Below are 23,722 nucleotides of genomic sequence, written 5' to 3' on the forward strand. Positions count from 1 at the left end.
ACGAAAAAACCGTTATTGGCTAGCCAAATAACGTAATCTTTTCTTACTCATTAAAAGGGGAACCAAGTCACTAGAAAATTGTTTCATAAAATGAAAAATTATAATAAGACATGGATAATTAATGTGCCTTACGAGTTTTTGACAATATAAGTCCTGCAATAACCAGGATTAAAATACAGAGATAACTCATGTTAGACCCTACAGACGGTAAATTATTATTTGAAGATTTACTCGGGAATGATACATTAACAGCTTCACATACGGAACCGTAAGTTTGAGACTGCGCAGTGATTCTCACAGTGTATGTTTTTCCAGAATAGTTAGTAACTATAAAAGAGTCAGTTACCACTCCTATAGGGTTACTTACGTTGTCATTAGTACCTGGAATTCCACATGGCACAAATGTTTTTCCACGACCCATAGTGCCCAATACAAAAGTCAGATTGCTGGACTGTGATGAAGAATCATAATAACTTGCATTAATATACGCTGCAGTATTGTTTATCTGTTTAGAAGTACAGTTTGCACTGATCACAGTCTTCACAACAGGTATTGCAGATGTGGTATTTGCAGGCGTTACAGATGTGGTATTTGCAGGTGTTACAGATAGGGTACCTGCAGGTATTTTAATAGTGTACTGGTCCAGATCAGGCGTCAATTTGTGAGTGTACTTTTGTCCATCTAAAGTTATTGTTACAATTTTATATGTGACACCTTGAGTCAAATGGAAATTTGCTCTACCTTCCTTATTCGTCCAGGCGCAAAAATTAGGTTTTTCATTAGCTGGGTCATTATTTGGTGTGTAAATCTGAACCTCACATCCATAAATCCTTTCATTTGAATTATTAGAAATATATAATTGTACATAGTGTGGTGCACAATAATCAGGTGCTTCCACCATTTTCAAGTTTATTTCCGTGTTTATGCCTGTCATGTTTACTGGCAATTCCGGATCGTTAAGGTAGCCTGTTGCTGAAGCAGTTAAACAGTACTTACCTTTTTCACTGTTCACAGTGAACTGGTAAAGTCCATCAACATCAGTAATTTGAATAGAATTCCACGTATTATTTGATAATGTAACTACAGCATTCTGAACAGGTTGGCCTGTTTTTGCGTCTGTTAAATATCCAAATATGCCGGAAGAAACTGTAGCCGATTTTTTGCCACTTACTGTGAACAAACTTACAGGACTGCTGTATACCCATGAATTATGAACGTCATCACGTGCACCGATTTTTATAGTAAATGCTCCATTGTGGTTTATTGGCACACTTGCAGATGTTTGAGAAGTGTTAAGGCTGTATATTAAGTGAGAAGAGTCGAACTTTGATGTACTGTTATATACGTTGATAGAATACCTGGTTGCATTCAAATATGCCCAGCTTATGCTTACATACCCGTTAACAGTTGAAATCGTACTGCCATCCGCTGGAAAAGTAACAGAAGGTTCTACAGAACCATTGTAAACAGGTAAATTTCTTGTACCGTTTTCTGCAACATACCCACAGTCTTTTGTACCCCTGGAGCATGAATAGGAGCTGGTTACAATATTATCAGTTGATTTAATATTCATGCCGTTAATTCCATTAAATTCGGGACTGTTATAGAATATATTGTTTGAAATAGTACCCCTGCCTGAACAAGCACCGTCAGCCTGGTCTTGATAAATTGTATTTAATTGAAGTGTTGAAAAGATATTATTATTAATCTTAAGGCCTGTTACATTACCTCCCATAACTTCTACGCCAGCATTACCGGAACCGGTATCGGTATAGAAAGTATTCTTGCAAATTTGAACGTTTTTCGTATTATGGATTTTAATGCAAGAATTTATAAAAGTACCCCAGCAATTATTAAATATTAAAATTCCATCACCTGCAGACCATGCATCAAAACTATCATGGCCAGGTTTACATACGGTATTATAAACCTGAACGCTGCTGGTATTTTTTTTACAGAAAATAAAGTCCCCCATACTATATTGCATTTTTAAGTCGTGAATAACTGCATTTGAACAGCCGGATAAAAGAACTCCTTTTTCATACTCCCTATACTTGTTTTTTGCTGCATGCATTTTACTTAAAGATCCCCAACCACCATCAATTAAGAAATTTGAAATTTCAATATCAGAAATGCCTTCACAGTTAATAATATTTTGAGTTGCAAAATTAGATTCGGGATTGTCACAATAGATTACTGTAGCACCAATCCCATTTCCGTTAAGAGTTACTCCTGATTTCATGATTATGGGTGAACTTATGTGAAACGTGGTCGATGCAAGCTGTACAGTGTCACCTGAATTCGCTGATTGTATGGCAGCGTTGATAACTTTCTGGTCGTCTGAGCCTGTAGGGCTAAAAGAAGTCCCTGGGCCGACATCGATAATTTCAGCTGAACAACTTGCTGAAGAAAAACATATAAACAAAAGTAGAGAAATATAAAAATTAGTAGGTTTAATACTTATCATATATCTTTCTATAGTATTACTCTTTTATATTTTTTACTTCCGCCGCCTTTTTATTATCAAAGTAAAAGGTAAATCACGAGTAACCAAAGAGATCATAATTTCCATTTTTGAATCATCTAACTTATTTTACAGTATTTACCGAATCTTCAACTAATGTGACTGTAAGATTTAATACTGTTTTTCTTTTTGTTTTTTATTACAATCTAAAAACTAGTATCAATCCAACGAGAAATCCAAACCCGTAAACAGATAGTTTGTTAAGAGGTTCATCTTGTATTTCCGTATAAATATCGTATATTCCAACCACAGAAATTATAATCCCAATTAGACCCAGTATAATTATGAGACGACTAATGAATGAATCTAGATCAAATAAAGAATTTGAATTATTTGATACATTGGTTGTGGCATTAGAAATAGTTGTTAGTACAAGAGTTAGGTAGTAAATTGGATCTAATGAAACTCCATATTTGATAGGAATTGCTATTGTAAATCCTAAACAAAAACCTTCGATGAATAACTTACGATACATACTAAAACTATGACATTAAACATATATTAAACATGATCAGTTCTTATACATATTTTCGTCTTATCTTTCGATCTACTCTTCCTTTGGATATAAATGATAATGTTTATTTGAGTTCACAGTCGATTAAGGATAATTTTATTTTTCAAGTAAAGGACATGGATTATGGCACTAAAAAAGGAAGCATATGAGAATGTAAGAGAACACAAACTATTGATATGGATTCTTATTGTTTTTGCTGTTGCTCTTGTGTTTATTGCCTTACTTCTTGGTTATTTAGTATTCACATATCCTGTAAATCAAGTATCTCAATATGGAATAACTAACGCAACAGAAAAAGCTAATTTAATTAATCAATATCGTACGACTTCAATTCAATTAATCTCTATTTTTGCTCAAATATTCGGTGGTATTGCCGTTTTGATTGGTATTTATTTTGCTTGGGGAAATCTTACAACTGCTAGGGAAGGTCAGATTACTGAACGCTTTACTCGAGCTGTAAATCAATTAGGAGCTATTGATCAATCAGGAAATCCGGCAATAGAGATTAGATTGGGTGGAATATATGCCCTTGAGAGAATTGCAGATAGATCTGGTAAGGACTACTGGCCAATTATGGAGATTTTAACAGCTTATATTAGGAAAAATTCACCCATAGAAAATTACAATATAAAAACTGAGGACATTAAAAATCAAGATAAAGTTTCTTTTGATATTCAAGCAATTCTTACTGTCATTAAAAGACGCAGATACTTCTTTAATTCTGGCGAGTCAGATTGTTTAGACCTGCATGAAACTTGTTTAAATGGGGCTAACCTTAAAGGGGCTCATCTTGAGAAGGTTAACCTTTACCGGGCTAACCTCAAAAAGGCTGATCTTGAAGGTGCCTATCTTCAAGAAGCTGATTTTCTAGCAGCCAAACTAAGGTCAGCTAATCTTAAAAAGGCTAATCTTTGTGGAGCTGATCTTGAGGAGGCTAATCTTTGTGGAGCTGATCTTGAAGGAGCACACCTTAAAGATGTTAACTCTTCTCCAGAGTTTCCCGGTCTAGATGCAATCGTATCAGTTGACCAGCTGTCTAAAGTAAAAACGCTTTATAACGCTGAATTAGATGATGAGCTAGAAAAAATATTAAGAGACAATCATCCTTATCTATTTTCTCCTACAGGAAAGCACCCTGAAGATTACTTCTGAAATAAAAGAGCAACTCTTATAAAAAACTAAGCTAAAACTTAAATTTCGACAAAATCGAAAAAAATAACAATCGTTAACCAGAAGTAAAATTTGATCTTGAAGCAAGAATTGAAGTATTGGGAAAAAGCTCAATACGCTTTTAGAATCCGAAATAAGACTCTAAAAAGTGGGCCCGCTGAGATTCGAACTCAGGACCTCCGCCGTGTACTGTTGCCTTATAAAAATATACCACATTTACTTACTTTTTCTCGACCAAATACCATCCTATTCCTGTATGTTCTGTAATGTTAAGTAAACAAGCGAATTTCATAAAAAAGGATTGATAAAATTATTATTGTCAACCTTTCACTGATCTATGTGTCAAAAACTAAATCGAAAAACAGATGTTACTATATCGAGTTATAATGTTAAATTTTATACTATTGTGGTTAGTGATAAATATGGAAGAGATAAAATGTAGAGAACAGTTTGTTCCTTTATTTCCATTCAATGAACAGAACAAATCTGTAGTTATTGCAAAAGATCAAGTATTGATTAAAGATAGTAATAAGATTGATTTATTTACCCTCAATGCAGAAATTCATCTTGATTTCCTTCCAAAACCTCGGATTCATATACATATTACCAACATAGATGAATTAGATTATGTTCATAGGGTAGAATTATTCGCACTTATTTGCACACCAGAGCTCTATTCATTAGAGCTAAAAAGCCACAAAAAAAATATTGAAGCATGGATAACAACTTCAAATCCTAAGGAATACTCATTGATTTTCTCCCCACCTTCTGAGCCAATAGTTGGACTTGGAGATGAGGATACCCAGATGCATTATGTTGTTTTTCATTTATTTAATTTCAAAAAAATATGTGCAAATAAAGGAAAATATTGTGAAGATGTTCACTTAGAAGCAGATAACTGGATCATAGAACTCAAGCCTTCGGGAAAATCTGAAATGAACTTTGAAAAATTAAAAAAAGAAGGTGGCTATTGTCTAACGCATATAGGTCATTTACGTAAAAAAGATAATACTCTCATTTCAGGTAAAGAAGCTGCACATATGCTTAGCATGCTATATTATTTTTTCTCTTTTGCAAAAGGAAACTGGTGTAATCCCGTATGTGCAGTAGGTGTTAACTCCTCAGATAGAGTATGGGAATCATGGTCATCTCCAAAAGAATCTTGTTCCTCTGCAAAAGGATCATGGTTTGATGAACATCATTCTGAGCAGTTAGAAAATATTTTTCCTGGTTTTATGAATCTTTGGGTTTCTGAAGACTGGAAGGAGACTTTTCAGAAGGTTATATACTGGTATATAATTTCTAACACTTCCAATATTGATGCTGGAGTAATCTTAACTCAGTCTGCACTTGAAAGGTTATACTCTGAGCATTTTAAAGCAAATTCATCAAGGAACATTAATGCCGCAAAGAAGTTGGAAGATCTTTTTTGTGATTTGAATATTCCTATAGACTTAACTGATAATACACCTAAGTTGAAAAAGCTAGCAGAAGATGTCAATGATCAAATAGATACAAAAAAACTAGACAAAAATACGAAATGGATTAATGCACCTATTGCTTTGACTAAAATGCGCAATTATTTGGTACATCCTAGAAACATATATGAGCCTTTAAAATTTGGTTCAGCCATCCATGACTCATGGAATCTGGGTCTGTGGTACCTTGAGCTTTCGTTGCTTAGAGAGTGTGGGTACTTAGAAGACTATCGTAATCGTTTAATTCCTAGATGGGTAGGAGAAGTCGAAAAAGTTCCATGGAAAAAATAATTTATAAATCTACCAAATAATTTCGAAACCTGTTTATAGATAAACGAAGATTTTTAGTAGCTCTGATGTGAGAGGAAATCTCCCAAAAACTCCATGTGATGAACTAAGAATATCTGTAGCCAGGAGGCTGATTACTCATACTTAGCCAGTGACTTGGTACTGGTTACTAGTTATTACCTATTTATGAGTTTCAGATATCATTGTAAAAAATATCGGAGGTATAATATGACAGACGATATGCATCATGTGGAAGTTATTCTCATCTGTATCACTGTTATTATAACTTTGTTACGTTGATTGAGGGGAAGAGGGACTCCACATCAGGGTTACATTTGCGTAAATAATAATGTTTACTTTAGTTCGCTATTGTTAACACGTGCTGTAAAGAATCGAGTATTTTGTCTTCTATTGCCTTCTCAAAATTTACCTCAATAATATTGTACACGCTTTAAGGTAAAATTTCAGATATTGCTCATAGTTTGTTTGGTCAGCTTTTATTACTACGTTTTCTCCAAGCGGAGGGAATGAAAAGATGAGCTCTCCATTAATCCAATCTAATTCTATTGAATTTAAATCCCTTCCTTCGTCATCCTCATAGATTATGCTTAAATAAGTAATTGCCTGAAACAGATATTTATTTGTGTAATTTATGAAAAGTATAGCTACATCTAATGCATCTTCAACCTCTTCTTCGCTTGGATTCTTATACTCATGTTCTAAAAGATTTCTTTTTCTGTTGATTTTGGTCAAAATTCGGGGTGAAATCACTCCTATATTATTTAAGAATTCAATCTTTTTGGGGAAATTCAACTTTTTCAATCTTTCAGATAAACCAAATCCAATTAATAGGGAATCTAATTGGGAATCAATAGCTCTTTTAGTATTAGATAATGAATTCACTAAGTGATGGTCATATTTAGCTGTCAAATCATACTCAGCATATGTAAGAAAATCTTCTGGGGATATTTCAAAATTTGTTTCGATATTATCATAAGAGCAATGCTCAAATTCACCCATTTCAAAAACATGATTAAGAGATTCTAAACTAAATTCTCTCACGTACATCACCCTTGATAATCAATCAATAAGAGCCTAGGAAAAGTCAATTATATGTTGTAAACATTACAACAGAATATAAACCATTCTATTCAATTGCCCATGTGCTCTGAATTTCACCTTGCTTGAATTTTTCGTTTTTTAGTATCTTTTTTTATTTTCGGAGTTCTGGATTCTAGTCAGAACAGAAAAAGTATACTTATCTTTTCTGAAAGCAATTTAACTTAGCCTGTTTATCTCTTCAATTGAAGTTTAAATATTGAATGCTTGCCTACATATGTTTTCATTTTGTTTTTTATCTGCCCCTTATTTTAATATAAATGACAATGTTTATTTTAGTTCACAACTGATAACTTATACGCAATTTCCCTTGATGAAAATTTGATGGTAAGATTAGTGTGCAACCAGAAGCAAAATCTGACATCGAAGCAAGAATTGAAGCATTAGAAAAGGAAGTTTATAAAACCTCTAAATCAGAAAAAGAAAGTGGACCCGCTGAGATTTGAACTCAAAACCTCAGCCGTGTAAAGTCCATTTAGATCTGATGAAGAAAACAAGACTATTATGCCGAATCTACGTCAGATAGAAATACTCGATCTCGAATCCTTTTAGAAATATAAGCTTAAATCACTTCTTTTTGAAATTAATTGTCATTTTTTTAGCTTTTAAGAACAAAATAAGTTTTAAGGGATCTCAATGCAAGTTTCTAATACATCTGACGCATTAATATATTTATGAAACCCTTCCAGCTGACTGCCGCAATCTTCTGCCTGACCCTAATACTCATTGCAACCGGATGTACAGATCAAAAAGAGACTCCGATTGAAACAGCTTCGGAACAAACAACTCCTACAACTACTCAAGATACCGTTACTATATCAGGCCAGAATCTTACCGTGCATTTCCTGGATGTTGGTCAGGGAGACTCAATGCTCCTAGAGATTGATGGAAAATCCATGTTAGTTGACGCAGGAGAAAGTGATCAGGGAAAAGTTGTCACAGCTTACTTGCAGGACCAGGGAATTTCAACACTGGATTATGTAGTTGCAACCCATCCGCATTCTGATCATATCGGAGGGATGAACGAGATCCTTAACAACTTCCAGGTAGAGCATTTTGTTGACAGCGGATACCCTCATACCTCTAAGACTTACGAGAATATGCTGAAGACTATTGATCAGAAAAATATTCCCTTCCAGGTAGCTCAAGCTGGTCAAAAAATCGAGTTTGATCCTGCTGTTGATATTGAGGTCTTAAATCCTGCAAAGACATATTCTGAAGATTTGAACGAAAACTCAGTAGTCCTCAAGGTAACTTACGGAACCACTTCATTCTTGCTCATGGGTGATGCAGGCCTTGAAACAGAAGAACATATCATGAAAGCTGGATATAATGTGGATTCTGACATATTAAAAGTCGGACATCACGCCAGCAGATCTGGCAGTGGAGCATCGTTCATTTCAGCTGTAAGTCCTGAAGTAAGTGTTATCGAAGTTGGAGCAGGAAACGACTATGAACATCCTCATGCTGAGATTCTTGAAAGACTACAGAAAGCTTCAAAAGTCTACAGAACAGACTTGGATGGAACAATTACTGTTACAACCGATGGATCTACTTATACCATAACAACTGAAAAAACCGGGACCATTTCCAGTAGAAATGGAGCCTACACTTCTACAGATTCAACAAGTGAAGAGTCGGAAACTCCAGGTTCTGCAAAATCGACTGTTTATGTGAGCGACCTGAATCTTCAAGATGAATGGGTTCGGATATCAAACACAGGGTCTTCTCCAGTTTCTTTGAACGGCTGGAAAATTGAAGATGAAGGCAGTAAACATATCTATACGTTTCAGTCTTACACCCTGAATGCAGGAACCACAGTAATTATATTTACTGGAAAGGGCACAAACTCAGCTACTGAGCTTTACTGGCAATTAAACGACCCTATATGGAATAACAATGGTGACACAGCATATCTCTACGACAATAGTGGAAAGCTGATCTCAAAACTGGAGAGCTGAAGATGGAAAATTTCAAAGTTACTCTTGACCGTATAGAAGAAGGTAATGCAGTGCTGCTTATAAGGGATGACGAGTCAATAAAAATTGACATCCCTCTCTTTTTGTTGCCTGCATGCAGCAAGGAAGGTGATGTTCTGGATATTACCATCACCAAAGATGTGCAAGAGACAGAGAATGCGAAGGAAAGAGTATCAAACCTGCTTGAGAAGCTTAAGAATAAGAATCGAGGATGATAGTTGTATTTCTATCTCTGAATTTGTTAAAATTACCGAGGATGAAGAAAATATCACTTAAAAAACTAATCATTTTTTAAGGGGTCTATTTCTGAGTACTAGAAAAAATTTTGCAAAAATCCAGGACGTATTCTATACAAAATACCTTCTCCCTGGAAATGGTTCATAGCAGGAGGACAGCTAACAGTTGCTCTCATTACATCTAAAGCTTTTCTGGACGCACCCAGTAGATTCAAGATACGCTGACAGAATCTATACCTAAGGATCCTGATGCAACCCCTCTAAATATCCAGGGCATTTACCAATGGATAAGAGATCCCTTTCTGCTATCAATATCGAAAATAGGGGATTAATATGGATCAAGTCAGAACAGGTAAAAAAGTTTATACTGAGTCCGGAAAAGGAAGAGGAAGCTACGAAAAGCTTGCTCTTGTTCCAGGAAGTTGTTTATATTCTTCTCTCATAGGGCTTAAACCTGATGAGAAGACCCTTTTTTTCATGGCTGAAGATCCTGGACTCTGTACTCATTATACTTTTCATAAGTTGAAGCTGGTCTTTGTGCTTTCAGCTATGCGCTCTTATCGGGACTGGTTAAGCAACCAATATAATTTAGTCTACTGGGAGCTTCCTGCAATAGATGCACCCTATTATAACAAAAGGCTTGATGAAAAAGAAAATCTAAGTTATGAGGTAAAACTGAAAAGTGTTCTTAAGGATTACTCGATACCGAAAATTGTAAGTTACGATATAGAAGACTCCTTTTTCAGGGATCGTATCAGGAATTTTTGTGCACAAAATAATATCAAGCTTGAAATTGTGGACTCGCCGGGTTTTTTAACGCCAGTTGAGACATTCAGAAGGTACAGGAAGAATAGAAAAAAACTAAGATTTAATGATTTTTATATATGGCAGCGAAAACGCCTGAAAATACTTTTAACCGATGACGGGCTTCCGCTAGGAGGCAAATGGAACTTTGACCAGGAAAACCGAGAGTCAATACCCCGCGATTTAAAAATTCCCACGGTTAGAGCTGCTCCAAGAACCCAGCACACTGAAGATGTAATCGCCATTGTTGATAAACTATTTTCTTCTAATCCAGGTAAATCATCGGAATTCTATTTGCCCACAACCAGAAAAGATGCCTTTACTTGGCTCGATTCTTTTCTTAAGGAACGTTTCTTTTATTGGGGACCTTATGAGGATGCTCTCGCAAGTAATGAGCCTTTTCTATATCATTCTGTTCTTTCCGCAATAATGAATTTCGGGCTACTTACTCCTCAAGAAGTTATCGAAAAAACTATTGAATATTACGAAAAGTATTATGCAGGAGGAAATAACGAAAATACATTTCCTTTTTCCAGCCTTGAGGGTTTTGTCCGCCAGATCATTGGCTGGAGGGAATTTATGAGAGGAATGTATCACACGTCCGATATAAAAGGCAATTTTTTTGGGCACGAAAGGAAGTTAGACTCTAGATGGTATACAGGAGAAGTAGGAGTCGAACCTGTAGACATTACTATCCGGCAGATACAAAAGTATGGGTATGCTCATCACATCCAGAGACTAATGGTGCTTGGAAACTTCATGCTTCTTTGTGAAATCCACCCGGATGAAGTATACCGCTGGTTCATGGAATTCTTTGTGGATTCCACAGAGTGGGTGATGGTCCCAAACGTCTACGGTATGAGTCAGTTTGCAGATGGGGGAACTTTTGCTACAAAGCCTTACATTTCAGGATCTGCCTACCTTATGAAGATGGGAGATTACGAAAGAGGAGAATGGAATGATATCTGGGATGCTCTCTTCTGGTCCTTCATTGACAAAAAAAGGGACTTCCTACTGAAAAATTACAGAACTGCGTTACTCGTAAGCACCTGGGACAAGATGCGTGAAGACAAAAGAAACAAGTTAAGAGATATAGCTGCAAATTTCCTGGAAAAAATAGATTCACATGAAAAGAGAGATAGTGTATAGAAAGTTTAGTAAATTTTTATTTACAAGTTACACACAGATTTTACAACAAAACCTGCTTATTTTTAAAGGAGTCAGACTTAGAATTGAGACTTGAAGCATTAGAAAAGGAAGTCTATAATACCTCTAAATAAGAAAAGAAAGAATAAACAGACAGTGGGCCCGCTGAGATTCGAACTCAGGACCTCCGCCGTGTGAAGGCGACGTCATAACCGTCTAGACCACGAGCCCATTACTTTTTGAAATTTAGAAAGAATAAGCACCATAAAATAGAACTTCTTATGTATAAGCTTATCGCTTGTTAACAACGGTAGAGGCTGACCCGACACGTTATGAGATTGCTATTATATTTACTCAATCTGGATTTCAGTTTTTTTCAATCTCTTCTCGATCTCTTCTCGATCTCTTTTCAATCTTTTCTCGATCTCTTTTCGATCTACTTTCAACCTTAATATCAAGTCGGTTCAGCTCGTTTCTACTGTGCTGAAATTTCAGATAGGAACTGAAATCTTCAGTTGTTCTGCAAGAAACGTTTTTTACATAATCAATAAAGTAAATAAGTATGAAATATGAATAACTGTAAAAACTAATTTCATTGCAGGGTTGAAATGATAGAAATCCTCAAAATTCTCTTCAGCATGCCCTTTTTATTGTACTCGTGTTATTCGGACCTTAAATCCCGCAGAGTCTCAAATAAGGTCTGGAAATGCATGCTTACATCGGGTTCGGGATTTGTTATTTATCAAATTTACACAGATGGACTTTCCTACCTCATATCTCTTCTTTCTTCAGGAATTCTTGTTTTTACCATCGTCTATATCCTGTTTCAGTTTGGGGCTTTCGGAGGAGGAGATGCAAAAGGATTGATCGTGCTTTCCATCCTTTTTCCTTCTTATCCGGTGTTTGGTTTTTCAGGGAAAATATATCCTCTACTAGGAGTTCCACCAATAGGTTTTTTCACATTTACTGTCCTGGGAAACGCTCTTCTGTTGACAACACTTGTTCCTCTCGGGATGTTCGGCTACAATCTTCTTCATTTCTCGCCTGAAATGATTAAAAATCCGCTTTACATGTTTATAGGATACAGGACAGAGATTTCTTCACTGAAATTTAAAAAACACCTTGGCCTGCTTGAAAAATTTGAGCTTGACGAAACCGGAAGCCTCATAAAAAAGTTTGCTCGTACAGGCCTCGACTTCGATGCGGACCGAAAACCGGAACTTGAAGAATATCTAAAAAAAGGTTTGATTGAAAAAGAGATATGGGTTACTCCTGGTCTGCCGTTTATGCTTTCAATTACAGCGGGATTTATTACTGCTGTTGTTTTTGGAGATTTGATCTTTTATACGATCATGAGTCTAATAGTAAGTTAAAACTCATGATCAGTTAAAACTCATGGTAAGCTACATTTCATAGTAAGTCATGGTAAGCTAAATTTTTGGTAAGTCAAAGTAGGTTAAACTTCATGGTAAGTCAAGGTAGGTTAAACTTCATGGCAAGTCAAACCTCAAGCCATGTTAAATCCGGAGATATCCAGAGATAGATTTCAGTACTATCACTTGTTTCGCCGCACACTGAAAATCATAGACTTTACAGAACTATCGGTCGCACTGGATTCTGCCTATCTGACAGCCGAAAATCTGTACTCGGTTCAAGAATTGCCTTTTTGTACGACAAGCAGCCCGTAAAGATTTGTTTCCGGAACCGGCGGGTTTTCAGGCGTGCCTTTTGCAATCCTTTCTTCAGGATAGCCGAGGTTCTCGCAGGTATAAAGTTCAGCTTCAATACCCAGCTCTTTAAGGATTTCTGCGACCTCAAGTGAGCCAAAAGTTTCTTCCGGCAGCAGGAAGATATTTCTTCCGTTCTTTAACTCCCGAATCAACTCGGCTTTTGCAGGTTCCCATTCCCTGCCGTGGGCTGTGATTGCACAGAGGTTGGTAAGGTTCACTTTTGTACGCGCACAGGCAACCTGCATAGAGGAAATCCCGGGTATGACCGTATCTTGTTCCCTTGCAAATTTCCCGAGCCCCGAAAACATGGGATCGCCTGTAGACAGGACGACTGCATCGGCTGGCAGCAGGTGAAGTGATTTATAGTCCTTAATCGGTTTTGCTTCACATGTAATATATTCCTGAGCAATCTCAAGGGCTCTTTTTGCGCCATAAACCACAGAAGCTTTCCTTATAGCGTTAATTCCTTCTTCCGTGAGCATTCCGGGCCCAACTCCGACTCCTACGATGATCATTATTTCTTCCCCTTTCCTGTCTTAATTAACTCTCGTTCTTACTGTCCATTAGTACCGATCCATCCCTGTCGATTACCACGATTCTTGCACCCTTTCCTTTCTCGACTGCCATTTCAAAAGCTTCTTTCAGGCGTATGTGCTCAGGCTCTTTTTTAAGCATTTCGACAACGGTTGCGTACCCACTGCCTTCAAGCATCTCAGGGTTTCCCCATTTAAGGACAAGGCCAGGAAGTCCGCAGATAATTACATCGCCTGAGGCGTAACCAAGTCCTTCCGAGATCCTGCTTCCGACCATAACGACTGTATAATCAGGAAAAAGCATATGGGAGTAACGCATTCCTATCCGGCCTGTAGTCAGAACAACTCTATCCGTGCAGCGGATCAGGTCTCCCCTCATTTCCCCAAGGTGGTCGTTCCAGGGTTCAACAAAACCTGTGCTCCCAAGTACGGAAATTCCGCCTTCAACCCCTATCCTGCTGTTTAAGGTCTCTTTTCCGATCCTCTCTCCATCCGGAATTGAAATTGTAACCTCGGCTCCACTCAGACCCAGTTCTTCTACAGCTTCCTGGACTGCGGCCTTTATCTGTTCCATCGGTTTTGGATTAATAGCTGGCTGGCCTTTCGGAACCTGGAGCCCGTCCCTTTTGACAATTCCTATGCCTTTTCCTCCTAGAATCCGTATCCCTTCAGCTTCCCTGGCTTCTCCCACAAACTCAAGCCCTCGAGTAATATCGGACTCATGGTCATTCGGAATCTTTTTTACAATTGCACGCCCCTGTGAAGCTTCACTGACCTCAAGTTGTGCTCTCAGTCCCACAGGAGTTGGTACGGATACATTATCGACTGTTTTTTTCTTAAGGGAAAGAACCGCTGCTTTTGCAGCAGCACTTGCTGTAGTTCCAGTAGTGTATCCTCGTTTGAGGACAGACCCGTCACTCAGAACCACAATCATCCCGGATGCTACTTTTTCTTCAAGTTCTTCCCTGGCAAGCCCGGTACGGACAATCCATTCTTCAGGGATCTTGAAATTGTTAACAGGATCTATCATGGAAGAATACTCGGAGGTTTTTTATTATAAATGTATTGACGTGAAAATCGGAAAATAACCCGATTGATTTTCAGGACAAGTCTTGCTATATTTCTGGTTTTACTGCATATGACAGAAGTAAATACAACCAAAATATAGAAAAAAATATAGAAAAAAATATAGAAAAAAGTATAGAAAAAAATATAGAAAAAAGTATAGAAAATAGATGGCATCATCCCAGGATTGGGGAGTCGTTTTTAGGAAATGGGGTTTTATCCTGGATTCTTGAACGATTGGGGAGTCGTTCTTTATTTGGGGTATTGGGTTGGTGTGTGAAAAATAGCCTTGGGAATGATGCCTTTTTCTAATGCCAGTACTAGTCTGACACAGTACTACATCTTAAGTTCTATTATATAAATATATAGGAAACTAAGAATGATCTTCCAATATAGAAATATATTGATCGATTAATTATGGACATGCCAATGATATATCTCCATAATATTTCCATAGGATCCTCATACTTTGGTTCTCCAGCTTCATTTTTCAACTTTGAAACAAATTTCTCACTAGAACATAGATTCACTACTTTTAAATGATGAAATTAAAGATAGGAGGGGTTAACGGACTTGAATCAAGAAATTAGCGAAAAATTGAACTCGATAGATAAATAAAAAGCCGGACAGCTATTTTTTCATATACAGCCTGAACTGCTATTTTTTCATATTACAGCCCGGATTGCTATTTTTTCATATTACAGCCCATTTTACTGGACTCTTGCAAACATGCGGTCCAGTTCTCCCTTCGTAAATGTGATAACAGTGGGCCTGCCGTGAGGACAGGAGTAAGGGTTTTCGGCTTTTTTAAGCTGTTCTATTAGCTCTTCCATTTGTTTGGGGCTGCAAGCAGCTCCTCCTTTAATTGCAGCCCTGCATGCAATGGTCTTGCAGACTCTTTCCGAAATTCCCGTATCTTTTTTAACTTTTCCCGAAGCTAATAGATCCGAAACTACATCATGTATAATCTCGGGATCCTCAAGCCGTCCGAAAACCTCAGGTATGAAAGTTACTACGTATGTATTGTCCCCGAATTCCGAAATCCCGAAACCGCACTCTTCCAGATGAGGAATGTATTCTTCCATAAGGACTTTCTCTTTAGGAGTAAGGTCTATGGTTACAGGTGTGATCAGCTCCTGCACCCTGGACTTTTTCATTTTTAAAACCTGCTCGTAAAGAATTCTCTCGTGAGCAGCATGCTGGTCAATAAGCACAAGGTCTTCTCCCCTTTCAGCAAGGATATATAGCTTAGACACCTGCCCTATAACTCTAAGGTTTTCAAAAGAGTTCGTGTTCGATTTTTGTTTTGGTTTTGAACCATTTTCAGTACTTATATCCCCAAGTTCTTTATCTTCCAAACCTGCCTTTTTAGTTTGATTCTCTCGAATATCTGTAATTCTCTTTTCACTCTCTCCTTTTTTTTCTATTTCCCTTTCCTGCTCGGTTTTAATATCCAGCTTTTTATCACCTGAGATTTCCTGCGCTTCTCCTTCTGCAGTTAAATCCAGGAGACGCTCAGAACGTTTTAGTCTCCTCTCGGTATCTTTTACCGGATAAACGTAGGTCTCAGACTTATCTTTTACAACCTTGCCCCTTTCATGAAGGCCGGTATCCGGAATTCCGATGTCCTTACCAGCATCCTTCCTTCCAAAAATTTCCGCAGCTTCGGAGACCTGCAGTATACCCGAAGAGCTTGAAACCTTGAACGTCTTCTGAAAAGTTCGGTCTCTTTTATCCCGGATTTCAGGAGCCAAAGCATTTTCAGAAAGTACTTTCTCTATCGCAAACGTGACCGCATCTCCAAGTTCTTTCTCCCGGCTGAAACGCACTTCGGCTTTACGGGGATGTACATTAACGTCCACTTCCCCGGGATCGACAATAAGAGAGAGCACTGCCACAGGATAACGCTCTTTAGGGATTTTAGTATAATACCCTTCTCGAATAGCTTTATTGATGGCTCTTGAGGTTACCGGACGGGTATTTACAAACAGGAAAATCTGGTCGCTTTCTCTTCGAGTGGTTTCGGGCTTTGATATGTACCCCAGAATTTCAAAATCTTCGGTCCTGTATTCCAGGGGAAGCATTGAACGAGCAGTATCCGGGCCCAGAAGGTTTACGATGCTTTTGAAAGGATCACTTGAACCTGCGTTTCTTATGACTGGTTTTCCTTCACTGAGCAGAGTAAAGGAAATCTCCGGATTTGCCAGAGCAAGCTGCGTTATCGTATCTGTAATATGGGCAAGCTCGGTACGGTCACTTTTAAGATATTTCTGCCTTGCCGGAGTGTTGTAAAACAGGTCTTTTACGTGCACAGACGTACCTGGAGCCGTACCTGCGTCCGAAGTTTCCAGAACTTTTCCACCCTGGATCACTATCCTGGTACCTGTAATCTCTTCAGGGGGCCGGGTAAGAATCTCGACCTTCGCAACCGCTGTAATAGAAGAAAGGGCTTCTCCCCTAAAACCCATTGTAGAAATAGTGTTGAGATCTTCAATCCTCGTGAGCTTGCTCGTTGCATGCTTTTTGTATGCAAGCAAGGCATCCTCCCTACTCATTCCGCATCCGTTATCCCGGATAAGAATGGAACGTTTTCCACCCTTTTCGATTTCAATTCGAATATCCGTAGCTCTTGCATCAATTGAATTGTCTATCAGCTCTTTCACTACGGATGCAGGCCGCTCGATTACCTCACCTGCTGCAATTTTGTTTATGGTATCCTTATCAAGGATCCGAATTTTGTTTCCCTTAGCTTGCTTCTTTTCTTCAATGTGTTCTTCCATCATTCCTTTGCTCCATCCAGACCAAAATTCCATTGGGCATCCTTTAATCGACCTTCAATCCAGCAATTAATTGACCCTTAATCGCCCTTTAATCCAGCAGTCAATTGATCCTCAATCGACTTTTAACCAGTAATTAATTGGACCTCAGTCGAGACTTTTAATCCAGCAATTAATTGATCCTCAATCGACCCTTAACCGACCCTTAATCCTGTAATTAATTGACCCTAATCGATATAGTCCAATTAATTCAGCAGCCTCTTCAGCTCATGGAGCTTATTCAGGGCTTCTATTGGTGTCATCTCTTCCACATTCAGTTTTCTAAGAGCTGTTTCTACAGGACTGGGCCTGTTTACCTCTGCTGGATTTTCATCGTTGTTTCCATGGTCAAAAAGCATCATCTGGGTGTAACGCGCTGTAGCTTTGCTTTTCCTCTTTTTCCCATTGTTGCCGTCTTCAGCTTCTTCAAGCACGTTCTCTCTTTCGAGGTCTTTGAGAATCTCATTTGCTCTTTCAATTACCTTTTCAGGAACGCCTGCAAGCCTTGCAACCTGGATTCCGTAACTCCTGTCCGTTGCCCCAGGCACGATCTTTCGCAAGAAAACTAACTCATGACCTTCTTCTTTTACAGCGATATGATAATTTTTAACTCTTTTTAATTTCTCTTCAAGGGCTGTGAGCTGGTGGTAATGAGTTGCAAATAGAGCCCTTACTCCTACTTTCCCCCTGTTATGCAGGAATTCCACAACGGCTTTTGCAATACTGTACCCGTCATAGGTACTTGTTCCCCTGCCGATCTCATCAAGAAGCACAAGGCTTCTGGGACTTGCATTATTCAGGATGTTCGCAAGCTCAACCATTTCTACCATAAAGGTACTCTGTCCGCTTGCAAGATCGTCAAATGCCCCAATTCTTGTAAAGACCTGGTCAATAATCCCTATTGAAGCATAGGATGCAGGAACAAAAGAACCTACCTGAGCCATAATAGCTATAAGCGCTGTCTGACGCATGTAAGTGGACTTGCCTGCCATATTCGGGCCTGTTACCAGCAAAAACTGGGTTTCCTTGCAGTCCACTTCAGTATCGTTTGGGACAAAGCCGCCATGTGCGGTATTTTCAACTACAGGATGCCTTCCATCCCGGATAAGAATTTTGCAGTCGTCCGTAAGCTGGGGCCTGATATAATTGTTATTTTCTGCTACCTCAGCCAGGTCTGCAAGGACATCAAGCGTGCCTATTCTTTCGGCAGTTTCCTGAAGTTCTCTTGAATGAGCTGAAAGTGTCCGCACAATTTCAGTAAAGATTTCGTACTCGAGAGCTATAGCTTTTTCATTGGCTGTCAGAATAAGACTCTCTTTTTCCTTGAGTTCAGGAGTAAAGAAACGCTCGGCATTTGACATGGTTTGTTTTCTGATATAATCATCAGGCACCTGGCTGCTGTTGGCATTAGTCACCTCTATATAATATCCAAAAACCTTATTATATCCCACTTTCAGGGATTTTATGCCACTTCTTTCTCTTTCCTTTTGCTGAAAATTTGCAATCCACTGCTTGCTATTGCTTGCAATATCCTTGAGTTCATCAAGTTCCTCACTGTATCCCGACTTTATCATACCTCCCTCACGAACTGAGACAGGTGGTTCGTCCACTATTGCTCGATCTATTATTTCAGCCAGATTTTCAAGTTCGGAAAATGATGCAAGCCCGATTGCAATCTCATTTAAGTCTTCGGATTCAACCTTATTCAGAAGAGAATCACGGACAGAAGGCAGAGCTTCAAGGGATTTTTTCAGAGATACAAGGTCCCTTGAATTTGAATTTCCATATACTACCCTGCCTACAAGGCGTTCGATATCCCTTACTTCTGAAAGCCAGTTTCTGATATCGTAGCGGAGCAGAGGATTTGCTGACAGTTCTTCAACAGCATCAAGCCGATGATTAATTTTTTCTACGGAAAGCAGAGGTTTCAAAAGCCACTTTTTCAGGGTACGGCTTCCCATCGGTGTTTTCGTACTGTTCAAAACACGGTAAAGGGAATTTTCGTCCCCTTCATCTCGCACATTTTTAACGATTTCGAGATTCCGCAGGGTTACGGAATCAAGGATCATAAATTCGGAGTTCGAGTAAGTTCTCAGGGTATTGATATGAGTAAGCTCCCGCATCTGCGTAGTCTGTGCATATTCCAGGGCAGCCCAGGCCGAATACACTGCAAAGTCCAGCTTCTCACAGCCCATACCTTCAAGAGTTGCAACCTTGAAATGGGTTTTTAGCCTTTCTCCAGCTTCCTTTGCTCCGGAAATATTGGGAGCAAACTCCTGCACTATAGTATGAGCTCTCAACCCCTCCGCAAGGTCTGAATTTTCATATAGGGAAGGAGGAAGGATGCATTCGGATGGCCGCATCCGAGCAAGTTCGCTTAGAAGCTTTTCAAAACTTTCTGAGTCCCTGAACTGAGTTGTAAGGAATTCCCCTGTGGAAATATCAAGAAAGGACACTCCAATTTCTATTTCCTTTTCAGCATGTTTTCCGGACTTTCCGATTTCTCGCCCAGCAACTGCCATAAGGTAATTGTTTGAAGCATCCGAAAACATGGATGAGTCAATTGCCGTACCTGGCGTGACCACCCTGACAACCCCTCGTTTTACAACCCCCTTTGCTTTTTTCGGGTCTTCAAGCTGTTCGCAAATTGCAACTTTATACCCTTTATTTATGAGCCTTGGCAGATAGGTGTCAATTGCATGGTAGGGTATTCCTGCAAGAGGCATTCTCTCTCCTGATTTATCCTTGCCTCGGGCTGTAAGCGTGATCTCGAGTTCTTTTGCAATAGTTTTTGCATCTTCCCCAAAGGATTCATAGAAATCCCCCATACGGAAGAAGATAAGGGTGTCAGGATATGCCTGCTTGGCTTCGTAGTACTGGCGCATTGCAGGGGTCATCATTTCAGTCATTTTTTACTCACTGTAAGCCTTGAATCATTCTGTAATCATTCTGTTTGAAATTAGGATTTTATTGGGAATTCCAGGTTTCTAAGGGTTCCTCAGGTACTGGGGAATACCTTTGTAAGACATCCTTTTTAGGCGTTCTGATCAGGATTCCATAAATACTGGGTAATACATTTAAATATTGATTAATAGAGATGATATCTTTATTAAAATCATCCTTCTTATATATATTTAACAACTCGATATTGAAAGCCAATTTGAAGGAGAAATTGCTATGGATCAGGAAAAACTCATAGAAGTTTGCCCTGTCTGCGGAAACGCAGATTTATATTATGAAGTTGGAGGGTATGCAGGTGCAGTTTACCACTGCAAAGAATGCGGTTATGTAGGAGCCTTTGTTATTGAAGCTAATGAGGAAATGATCGAAAAAATCCGGGAAAATTACCTGCGTGGAAGAGTTATTGAAAATAATAAAAAGAATGAAAATAAATGAGAGAATAAATTATTAGTAAAATCAATTTACAGAAATTTGTCAATTGAGTTTTAATGAAGATGGTTACTGATTCTGTTTTACATAGGCTGAATAGTTACCTCTTTTTTATTTTATTATGTCCCTAGCAAATATTTTTTGCAACGGAACCTCGATTTGGTAGTTCTTGCAAAAATACCCAAGTTGTAGTGGGGTTATTTAATAGAACCATATCCATATCCTTTTAATACCCAATAATTAACATTTTTGTCGGATGGATCCATTATATTCCCTGAACCCGAACCCATAGAGATATTCCCAACATTCCATAAAACATTATCATGAACAGAAACAGAACCATTTGCATGACGTGGTTGGACTGCAGCGTTGCCTGATAAACCTCTGTAATCATGGAAAATATTGTGATCTATTTCTGCCGAAACATTCTCTTCCATTTCAGTACAACACCAGCCAGATCCGTGTAGACCGTAAAAGGTGTTGTGGTCAAGTCTAATGCCTTTTGAATCTCTTACCCTGATGCCAGTATTAACTCTAATATCAATATCATTATTATATGCTCGACAATTGGAAGAACCTAAAAGGAATGATATTCCGTCATGTCCTGTACGAGCCCTACAATTATACACGGTTATATTGGAACCCTTTTCCACTCGTACACCATCACAGTAAAGGTAGGGGGTAAATAAAATATCATGTACTGTACTATTGTTAGTCGAGTTTAGATTAATACAAAATCGACCGCCCTTATGACCACCGTCTTGAGGCCCCCTTGCTGTACTCTGGAATTGGAGGTTACATATTTCGACATTAGAAACATTTAACCCATATATATATGCAGGTGCTTCATTGGAGGTACAAACTGAACCATTAGAAAAGATTATTGTGCTGTCGCCTGCACCTTTTAGTACTACATTGGATTTTAAATGTATCGGTCCGCTTATATTATATATGCCAGCATTAAGGAGTACATATCCCGGGTTATTTGATGTTGCACCTGCGGAGACGGAATTTATTGCACTATTTATTGAAGTCTGTGCATCTGTTATAGATGTAGCATTCACGGATATTGTACTCTGTGCGCATAGTACACAAGGTATGGTAGTTAAACTAAGAAATATTACTAGAAATATGTGTACTAAATATCTTTTTAACATCATACCACCTTTGGGTTGGATTTTTATCTTAAATTAACAGGATCTCAGATTTCATAATATGTAAATAGGGTTATTACTTCTGCTTTTTTGTTACCTCACCTGGCATTTATACAATATGGATACTTTTATTTTTATTTTATTAGTACATGAATATAAAAACAATAATATAAGTGTTTTCTACAATTCCAAACAAGAATATGGGTATGGTAGTTCCAAAAATTAGTTCTTCAATGGCGAGACTGCACTTTTCGCAAGAGGTAACAAAAGATTTAATTAACCGCTCGGTATCAATTTGGGAGAACACTTATGTATACGCTGCCCAAGCTGCAAGTTTGCAATTAAACCGGACCGCAAAGGAAATAAGTTTGTTTCCAAATGCTAGAAAATTGTATTTCTGGTTAGTTGATCATTACGGTTATAGTGTAAATATTCCAAAAAAAGAAGTTTATGCCAGCAAAATATTTCACGTTGTTGAGTTGGAAGAGGCCGTCCAGAATTTACTGGAAAAGGGAGCTTTATATGCTCCAGATAATAACCATGTAAGATTAGTGGAAATTTACAACTCGACGCAGAAGCCTTGATTTTGAATTTGAAAAAGCAGACTCTGAATGTTTCTTTGTAATTGCAACTATTGAAATGAATAACGCTGAGAATGTCAGTTACAATATAAATCCTAATGAATGAGTGTTGGAATGGGATGAAGTAATGTACAGTCCAGATATACCAGCTACTTACACTGATGGAATAAATCACCCTCAGACAATAGCAGATAATGAATTTTTAGTAAACCCTGATGAAAAAGCAAATTTCCAACTTTTTTTCAAATACAAAGTGTCTTATCTTCTGAGCCAAACCCTGAATACCATATTTATTATTTGGGTGAATTGAAAAGTTTTTAACTACATAAGCAGATTCTAACTATCGATATTTTTTACTTGAAACTACGAAAATGGAGCAGGATAATGAAGATTAACAACAAATTACGTCCAATTATTATAGAATCAATAACGCTGATTTTATGTTTAGGAACGATAAAGATATAACTTCAAATTTTCATTGGGAATTGATCTATAGTTATATCCTTTAAATAATCATGTGGCAACAAAAACCCTTGATGTTATATTTTAATCATTTCTAAGTTATTTTGTGGTGGGTACTTAGTTGTGTTTGTTGTTGCGAGAATATACGATAGTGCCTTATCAATGACAAAAGCAACAACATAGAACCCACATTCCGCAGTATTTTTTTGAAAATCAATATTTTTCCTAATAGCGTTTTTGGAACAAATGCAAATAATTTGGATTTTTAATGACATCTGGTGAAAATTGAATGATATCGTTTTTTGTTTCTAAATACACCAAATGGTTGCTTTTACCTACTGCATAAAAATCCAATAAATCCACGTTTAACTAAAAATCGATAGCGGTAAAAATATGAATTTACGAAAATTTACTGCGGAAAGTGGGTAGTAACTTTAACTTCCGTGTTTTTAAGCACATCAGACGCAAGGCAATGCTCTAAATCGCAGTCATCTAGCTTCTCAGAGATAGCGTATCTGTACCTAAAAAGCGGAAGTTCGGATATAGTAATCTAGGTGATTTTTTAGGTGTAAACTTTCAGATATCAAATGATATGAGACTGTGTATAACTAACATATCACTCCCTTTGAAACTCTTGTAAATATTTTGGTTTATGACGTACAGACCCCACTAATAAGAGTATCCTGAAACTCAGTGAAAGATGCTGAGTACCTTAACTTCATTTGACACAGTT

17 protein-coding genes and 1 tRNA gene are annotated in these 23,722 nt (G+C 38.0%); 10 read left to right on the plus strand and 8 right to left on the minus strand.

What is annotated here, in order from left to right; genetic code table 11:
* Nucleotides 1-118: 118 nt before the first annotated feature.
* Complete coding sequence (locus MSBR3_RS10440) at nt 119-2,242, minus strand: carboxypeptidase-like regulatory domain-containing protein (protein WP_230627393.1); 2,124 nt, start codon at nt 2,240-2,242, stop codon at nt 119-121.
* Nucleotides 2,243-2,312: 70 nt separating this feature from the next.
* On the opposite strand from MSBR3_RS10440, the gene MSBR3_RS21455 reads away from it, so the two are divergent.
* The 3 genes from MSBR3_RS21455 to MSBR3_RS10450 all read left to right on the plus strand — a co-directional run bounded on the left by MSBR3_RS21455 (nt 2,313) and on the right by MSBR3_RS10450 (nt 5,977).
* Entirely contained in the window at nt 2,313-2,441 is a 129-nt protein-coding gene (locus MSBR3_RS21455) for a hypothetical protein (protein WP_268989078.1), read from the plus strand.
* 720 nt (nt 2,442-3,161) lie between these two features.
* On the plus strand, nt 3,162-4,190 hold the full coding sequence (locus tag MSBR3_RS18940) for a pentapeptide repeat-containing protein (protein WP_052723360.1): 1,029 nt from the start codon (nt 3,162-3,164) through the stop codon (nt 4,188-4,190).
* Between the two features lie 440 nt (nt 4,191-4,630).
* Nucleotides 4,631-5,977 (plus strand): hypothetical protein, encoded by a 1,347-nt coding sequence (locus MSBR3_RS10450; protein ID WP_048108015.1) that lies wholly within the window; start codon nt 4,631-4,633, stop codon nt 5,975-5,977.
* A 423-nt stretch (nt 5,978-6,400) separates the two neighbouring features.
* On the opposite strand, the gene MSBR3_RS18945 is transcribed toward MSBR3_RS10450, so the two are convergent.
* Nucleotides 6,401-7,036 carry a hypothetical protein gene (locus MSBR3_RS18945; RefSeq protein ID WP_155396791.1) on the minus strand — a complete coding sequence of 212 codons (636 nt, stop codon included), beginning with the start codon at nt 7,034-7,036 and terminating at the stop codon, nt 6,401-6,403.
* Between the two features lie 731 nt (nt 7,037-7,767).
* On the opposite strand from MSBR3_RS18945, the gene MSBR3_RS10460 reads away from it, so the two are divergent.
* The 3 genes from MSBR3_RS10460 to MSBR3_RS10470 all read left to right on the plus strand — a co-directional run bounded on the left by MSBR3_RS10460 (nt 7,768) and on the right by MSBR3_RS10470 (nt 11,261).
* Nucleotides 7,768-9,054 carry an MBL fold metallo-hydrolase gene (locus MSBR3_RS10460; protein ID WP_052723362.1) on the plus strand — a complete coding sequence of 429 codons (1,287 nt, stop codon included), beginning with the start codon at nt 7,768-7,770 and terminating at the stop codon, nt 9,052-9,054.
* 2 nt (nt 9,055-9,056) lie between these two features.
* Entirely contained in the window at nt 9,057-9,287 is a 231-nt protein-coding gene (locus MSBR3_RS10465) for a DUF3006 domain-containing protein (RefSeq protein ID WP_048108017.1), read from the plus strand.
* Between the two features lie 354 nt (nt 9,288-9,641).
* On the plus strand, nt 9,642-11,261 hold the full coding sequence (locus MSBR3_RS10470; protein ID WP_052723363.1) for a cryptochrome/photolyase family protein: 1,620 nt from the start codon (nt 9,642-9,644) through the stop codon (nt 11,259-11,261).
* A gap of 154 nt (nt 11,262-11,415) precedes the next feature.
* Here MSBR3_RS10470 and MSBR3_RS10475 read toward each other — a convergent pair.
* A tRNA-Val gene (locus MSBR3_RS10475) sits at nt 11,416-11,489 on the minus strand.
* A 377-nt stretch (nt 11,490-11,866) separates the two neighbouring features.
* Here MSBR3_RS10475 and MSBR3_RS10480 point away from each other — a divergent pair.
* Nucleotides 11,867-12,631, plus strand: a complete 765-nt coding sequence (locus tag MSBR3_RS10480) for an A24 family peptidase C-terminal domain-containing protein (RefSeq protein WP_048108018.1) — start codon at nt 11,867-11,869, stop codon at nt 12,629-12,631.
* Between the two features lie 278 nt (nt 12,632-12,909).
* On the opposite strand, the gene MSBR3_RS10485 is transcribed toward MSBR3_RS10480, so the two are convergent.
* The 4 genes from MSBR3_RS10485 to mutS all read right to left on the minus strand — a co-directional run bounded on the left by MSBR3_RS10485 (nt 12,910) and on the right by mutS (nt 20,311).
* Nucleotides 12,910-13,503 carry a cobalt-precorrin-7 (C(5))-methyltransferase gene (locus MSBR3_RS10485; RefSeq protein ID WP_048108020.1) on the minus strand — a complete coding sequence of 198 codons (594 nt, stop codon included), beginning with the start codon at nt 13,501-13,503 and terminating at the stop codon, nt 12,910-12,912.
* A 25-nt stretch (nt 13,504-13,528) separates the two neighbouring features.
* Nucleotides 13,529-14,551 (minus strand): cobalt-precorrin-5B (C(1))-methyltransferase, encoded by a 1,023-nt coding sequence (locus MSBR3_RS10490; RefSeq protein WP_048108022.1) that lies wholly within the window; start codon nt 14,549-14,551, stop codon nt 13,529-13,531.
* Nucleotides 14,552-15,296: 745 nt separating this feature from the next.
* Nucleotides 15,297-17,369 (minus strand): DNA mismatch repair endonuclease MutL, encoded by a 2,073-nt coding sequence (gene mutL, locus MSBR3_RS10495; protein ID WP_048110348.1) that lies wholly within the window; start codon nt 17,367-17,369, stop codon nt 15,297-15,299.
* Nucleotides 17,370-17,608: 239 nt separating this feature from the next.
* Nucleotides 17,609-20,311 carry a DNA mismatch repair protein MutS gene (gene mutS, locus MSBR3_RS10500; RefSeq protein ID WP_048108024.1) on the minus strand — a complete coding sequence of 901 codons (2,703 nt, stop codon included), beginning with the start codon at nt 20,309-20,311 and terminating at the stop codon, nt 17,609-17,611.
* Nucleotides 20,312-20,579: 268 nt separating this feature from the next.
* Between mutS and MSBR3_RS10505 the strand changes: the two genes are divergently transcribed.
* The gene (locus MSBR3_RS10505; protein WP_048108025.1) at nt 20,580-20,798 is read left to right on the plus strand and encodes a hypothetical protein; all 219 of its coding nucleotides are present in this window, start codon (nt 20,580-20,582) and stop codon (nt 20,796-20,798) included.
* Between the two features lie 191 nt (nt 20,799-20,989).
* Here MSBR3_RS10505 and MSBR3_RS10510 read toward each other — a convergent pair whose 3' ends face one another.
* The gene (locus tag MSBR3_RS10510; RefSeq protein ID WP_230627395.1) at nt 20,990-21,856 is read right to left on the minus strand and encodes a glycosyl hydrolase family 28-related protein; all 867 of its coding nucleotides are present in this window, start codon (nt 21,854-21,856) and stop codon (nt 20,990-20,992) included.
* Between the two features lie 296 nt (nt 21,857-22,152).
* Between MSBR3_RS10510 and MSBR3_RS10515 the strand changes: the two genes are divergently transcribed.
* Both MSBR3_RS10515 and MSBR3_RS10520 read left to right on the plus strand, forming a co-directional pair.
* The gene (locus MSBR3_RS10515) at nt 22,153-22,530 is read left to right on the plus strand and encodes a hypothetical protein (RefSeq protein WP_048108027.1); all 378 of its coding nucleotides are present in this window, start codon (nt 22,153-22,155) and stop codon (nt 22,528-22,530) included.
* Nucleotides 22,531-22,636: 106 nt separating this feature from the next.
* Nucleotides 22,637-22,837, plus strand: coding sequence for a hypothetical protein (locus MSBR3_RS10520; RefSeq protein ID WP_048108028.1), 201 nt, complete (start codon nt 22,637-22,639; stop codon nt 22,835-22,837).
* The last annotated feature ends 885 nt before the right edge of the window (nt 22,838-23,722 follow it).

This window comes from Methanosarcina barkeri 3 (assembly GCF_000970305.1).
GTDB classification, from domain to species: domain Archaea; phylum Halobacteriota; class Methanosarcinia; order Methanosarcinales; family Methanosarcinaceae; genus Methanosarcina; species Methanosarcina barkeri_A.

Coding starts and splice junctions, on each gene's coding strand:
- MSBR3_RS10440 (WP_230627393.1), bottom strand. CDS start 2,242: ATGAAATCAGGAGTAACTCTTAACGGAAATGGGATTGGTGCTACAGTA.
- MSBR3_RS21455 (WP_268989078.1), top strand. CDS start 2,313: ATGGCAGCGTTGATAACTTTCTGGTCGTCTGAGCCTGTAGGGCTAAAA.
- MSBR3_RS18940 (WP_052723360.1), top strand. CDS start 3,162: ATGGCACTAAAAAAGGAAGCATATGAGAATGTAAGAGAACACAAACTA.
- MSBR3_RS10450 (WP_048108015.1), top strand. CDS start 4,631: ATGGAAGAGATAAAATGTAGAGAACAGTTTGTTCCTTTATTTCCATTC.
- MSBR3_RS10460 (WP_052723362.1), top strand. CDS start 7,768: ATGAAACCCTTCCAGCTGACTGCCGCAATCTTCTGCCTGACCCTAATA.
- MSBR3_RS10465 (WP_048108017.1), top strand. CDS start 9,057: ATGGAAAATTTCAAAGTTACTCTTGACCGTATAGAAGAAGGTAATGCA.
- MSBR3_RS10470 (WP_052723363.1), top strand. CDS start 9,642: ATGGATCAAGTCAGAACAGGTAAAAAAGTTTATACTGAGTCCGGAAAA.
- MSBR3_RS10480 (WP_048108018.1), top strand. CDS start 11,867: ATGATAGAAATCCTCAAAATTCTCTTCAGCATGCCCTTTTTATTGTAC.
- MSBR3_RS10485 (WP_048108020.1), bottom strand. CDS start 13,503: ATGATCATCGTAGGAGTCGGAGTTGGGCCCGGAATGCTCACGGAAGAA.
- MSBR3_RS10490 (WP_048108022.1), bottom strand. CDS start 14,551: ATGATAGATCCTGTTAACAATTTCAAGATCCCTGAAGAATGGATTGTC.
- mutL (WP_048110348.1), bottom strand. CDS start 17,369: ATGATGGAAGAACACATTGAAGAAAAGAAGCAAGCTAAGGGAAACAAA.
- mutS (WP_048108024.1), bottom strand. CDS start 20,311: ATGACTGAAATGATGACCCCTGCAATGCGCCAGTACTACGAAGCCAAG.
- MSBR3_RS10505 (WP_048108025.1), top strand. CDS start 20,580: ATGGATCAGGAAAAACTCATAGAAGTTTGCCCTGTCTGCGGAAACGCA.
- MSBR3_RS10515 (WP_048108027.1), top strand. CDS start 22,153: ATGGTAGTTCCAAAAATTAGTTCTTCAATGGCGAGACTGCACTTTTCG.